4 protein-coding genes are annotated in these 3,186 nt (G+C 71.9%); 2 read left to right on the top strand and 2 right to left on the bottom strand.

The window, feature by feature from the left end; all coding sequences use genetic code 11:
* Positions 1–333, bottom strand: a 333-nt coding sequence (locus DEIPI_RS36615; RefSeq protein ID WP_211238278.1) for an AAA family ATPase, incomplete at its 3' end; no start/stop codon positions are given.
* Positions 334–424: 91 nt separating this feature from the next.
* Between DEIPI_RS36615 and DEIPI_RS0110865 the strand changes: the two genes are divergently transcribed.
* The gene (locus DEIPI_RS0110865; protein ID WP_052351696.1) at positions 425–1,531 is read left to right on the top strand and encodes a DUF418 domain-containing protein; all 1,107 of its coding nucleotides are present in this window, start codon (positions 425–427) and stop codon (positions 1,529–1,531) included.
* 40 nt (positions 1,532–1,571) lie between these two features.
* Here DEIPI_RS0110865 and metK read toward each other — a convergent pair whose 3' ends face one another.
* On the bottom strand, positions 1,572–2,783 hold the full coding sequence (gene metK / locus DEIPI_RS0110860) for a methionine adenosyltransferase (RefSeq protein WP_027481792.1): 1,212 nt from the start codon (positions 2,781–2,783) through the stop codon (positions 1,572–1,574).
* A gap of 162 nt (positions 2,784–2,945) precedes the next feature.
* Here metK and DEIPI_RS39505 point away from each other — a divergent pair.
* The coding region (locus DEIPI_RS39505) for a hypothetical protein (protein ID WP_045234109.1) at positions 2,946–3,186 on the top strand (241 nt) is incomplete at its 3' end.

Raw genomic sequence — 3,186 nt, 5'->3', positions numbered from 1 at the left:
AACGAGCGGCAGCGCCTCGGGCAGGAGCTGCTCCAGGTTGTCGAGAATCACGAGCCGCTCACCCTCGGGCGGGGCGGGCGGCAGGTCCGCGAGGGCCCGGGCGAGCTCGTCCGCGTGGCGGGCGTTCTCCAGCGGCACGAAGCGCACGTCGGAGAAACGCACGTCGGTGGAGCGTTCGGTCACGAGCGCCGCGATCTCCCGCGCGAGGGCGGTCTTGCCGACCCCTCCGGGCCCCGTGAGCGTGACGAGTCTCGGACCGTCCGGCGCGAGGAGCCGCAGGAGCCGCGCGAGGTCGTCCTCGCGGCCCATGAGTGTCGCGGCGCGGCTCCTCATCCCTGAATTCAGCATAGGCCCTGTGCCGGGCGCCACACGAGAAATTGCCCACGAGCTTCGTGAGAACCGCCAGGCACGTAGGATGGCAGGCATGGCCGCCCCCGTCTCCCCGCAAGAACGCTCCTTCCTGCCCGACGTGCTGCGCGGGCTCGCGATCGGCGGCATCCTGCTCGTGAACGTGCAGGACTTCGCCGGGTACGTCCCGTGGCTGCAGACGGGCGCGGACGGTGTGGCGCGCTTCCTCGTGGACGTCCTCGCGAACGGCAAGTTCGTCTCCACCTTCGCGATGCTGTTCGGGGCGGGCGCGGCGCTCGGCGTGGCCCGCGCGGGATCGGGCGTGCAACTGCGCCGCCTGCTGACCCTGCTGGTCCTCGGCGTGGCGCACGGCACGCTCGTCTGGCACGGCGACATCCTCGCGACGTACGCCCTCGTGGGGCTGGTGCTGCTGCCGCTGCTGTCCGCGCCCGCGTCGGCGCAGGCGGTCTTCGCGGTGGCGGGTCTCGGCTGGGGTGTCGTCACGATCCTGAGGCTCGCGGTGGGCGCGCCCGCCGTGCCGGAGGACGGCGCGGGCATCGGCGTGAATCCCGCGTACGGTGCCGCGTCCTACGTCGGCGCGCTTCCCCTGCGCGCCGAGGATTTCCTGGGGACCCTCACGTCGGGGACGCTATTCCTGGGCACGTGGCTGCTGGGCCTCTTCCTGATCGGCGTGCTCGTCGCGCGGACGGGTGTGCTGCGCGACCCGGCCCGCTTCCGCCGTCCGCTGCTGCTCACGGCGGCGCTGGGCCTGCTCGTGGGCGTGCCGCTCAACCTCGTGTTCGCGCGTCTCAACGCCACGGGGCTGTACGACGCGCAGCTCTGGGCGCTCCTGACGCGCTTCCTGGGCGGCCTCACGCTCGCGCTCGCGTACGGCGCGCTCGTGGCGCTGGCCGTCACGACCGCGCGCGGACGGGCCCTGCTGACGCCCCTCGCGAACGCGGGACGACTCGCGCTCACGCACTACCTGACGCAGTCGGTCGTGTGCACCCTGGTGTTCTACGGCTACGGCCTGGGTCAGTACGGCCGATGGGGGGCGCTGGCGTGCGTGCTGTTCGCGCTCGCGCTGTACGCCGTGCAGGTGGCGCTCAGCGGGATCGTGCTGCGCCGCTTCGGACGCGGCCCGGCGGAGTGGTTGCTGCGGCGCGTGGTGTACGGCAGGTAGAGGAAGGGCGCCCCACGCGGGGCGCCCTTCCTCGTGTGCGTCAGTGCGTGGAGGCGGTCAGTTCCGCCCGCAGGGCGTCGGCCTTGTCGGTCCGCTCCCAGGGGAACTCGGGGCGTCCGAAGTGCCCGTACGCGGCGGTCTGCGCGTAGATGGGACGCAGCAGGTCGAGGTCCGCGATGATCGCGAGGGGCCGCGCGTCGAAGTGCCGCGCGACGAGGTCCGTGATGGCCTCGTCGGGCAGGGCGCCCGTGCCGAAGGTGTCGACGCGCATGCTGACGGGGTTCGCGCGGCCGATGGCGTACGCGACCTCCACGAGCGCGCGCCGCGCGAGGCCCGCCGCGACGAGGTTCTTGGCGATGTAGCGCGCGTAGTACGCGGCCGAGCGGTCCACCTTGGTGGGGTCCTTGCCGCTGAAGGCGCCGCCGCCGTGCGGGACGGCGCCGCCGTAGGTGTCCACGATGATCTTGCGGCCCGTGAGGCCCGTGTCGCCGTGCGGCCCGCCGATGACGAACTTCCCGCTGGGGTTGATGAAGTACTTGGTGTCCTCGCGCAGCAGTTCGGACGGCACGACGGCGCGGATGACGTGCTCGATCATGTCCTCGCGGATGCGGTCCTGGGTGACGTCCTCGCGGTGCTGCGTGCTGATGACGACGGTGTCCACGAAGACCTCGTCGCCGTCGCGGACGATGGTGACCTGCGCCTTGGCGTCGGGCCGCAGGTACTCCAGGGTGCCGTCCTTGCGGATCTCGGCGAGGCGGCGCGTGATGCGGTGCGCGAGGGTGATGGGGAGCGGCATCAGCTCGGGCGTCTCGTCGGTGGCGTAGCCGAACATGAGGCCCTGGTCGCCCGCGCCGACCTTGCTGTGCTGGTTCTCGGGGCGGGCGCGCTCCTCGTCGGTCATGCCGCGCCACTCCTCGGAGTAGTTCACGCCGCCCGCGATGTCGGGGGACTGCTCGTCGATGCTGGTCATGACGGCGACGCTGTCCGCGTCGAAGCCGAACTTCGCGCGCGTGTAGCCGACGCTGCGCACGGCGCTCCTCACGACCTTGGAGATGTCGACGTAGGTGTTGTCTCCCCGGGCGCTGATCTCGCCCGCGACCATCACGAGGCCCGTCGTGACGAGCGTCTCGCAGGCCACGCGCGAGGTCGGCTCCTGCCGGAGGAACTCGTCGAGGATGCTGTCGCTGATGAGGTCGGCGAGCTTGTCGGGGTGGCCTTCGGACACCGATTCGGAGGTGTAGTACTTGCGCATGCTCTCTCCTGGGCGGGTCCGGCGGGCTTCAGGGTACGCGCCGGTCCTGCCGCGTGCGTCGCTCCGTGCGGAGCGGGAACAGCCACAGAGTATAGCACCGCCCTTTCCGGGCGCCGTGACCCCGTCATGGTCGTGTCATCGGTGCCTGTCTAGGCTGGGAGCATGTCGAACATCCTGATCTGGACGGGACTGGTGGCGGCGTTGCTCGGCGCCGGGGGAGCTCCGAGGGACGCGCTGGAGGTGCTGCGTGCGGGCGGCATGACGTCCGCGCGGGTGGAGGGCCTGAGCGCCACGGGCGCGGCGTACCGCCTCACGTCGGGAAGCACGCGGGTTCGCGCGGTCTTCGGGAGCGAGGCGAGGACGGCCGCCGAGGCGGGCGGGCTGCGCTTCGCGTCGCTGAGCG

This window comes from Deinococcus pimensis DSM 21231 (genome assembly GCF_000519345.1).
In the GTDB taxonomy this organism is placed as follows: Bacteria; Deinococcota; Deinococci; order Deinococcales; family Deinococcaceae; genus Deinococcus_A; species Deinococcus_A pimensis.
The sequence above is the reverse complement of the archived record's forward strand: the minus strand, read 5'-3'. Positions and strand labels throughout refer to the sequence as shown.

Excerpts from the sequence above, each read along its gene's own strand:
- DEIPI_RS0110865 (WP_052351696.1), top strand. The coding sequence starts at position 425 with ATGGCCGCCCCCGTCTCCCCGCAAGAACGCTCCTTCCTGCCCGACGTG.
- metK (WP_027481792.1), bottom strand. The coding sequence starts at position 2,783 with ATGCGCAAGTACTACACCTCCGAATCGGTGTCCGAAGGCCACCCCGAC.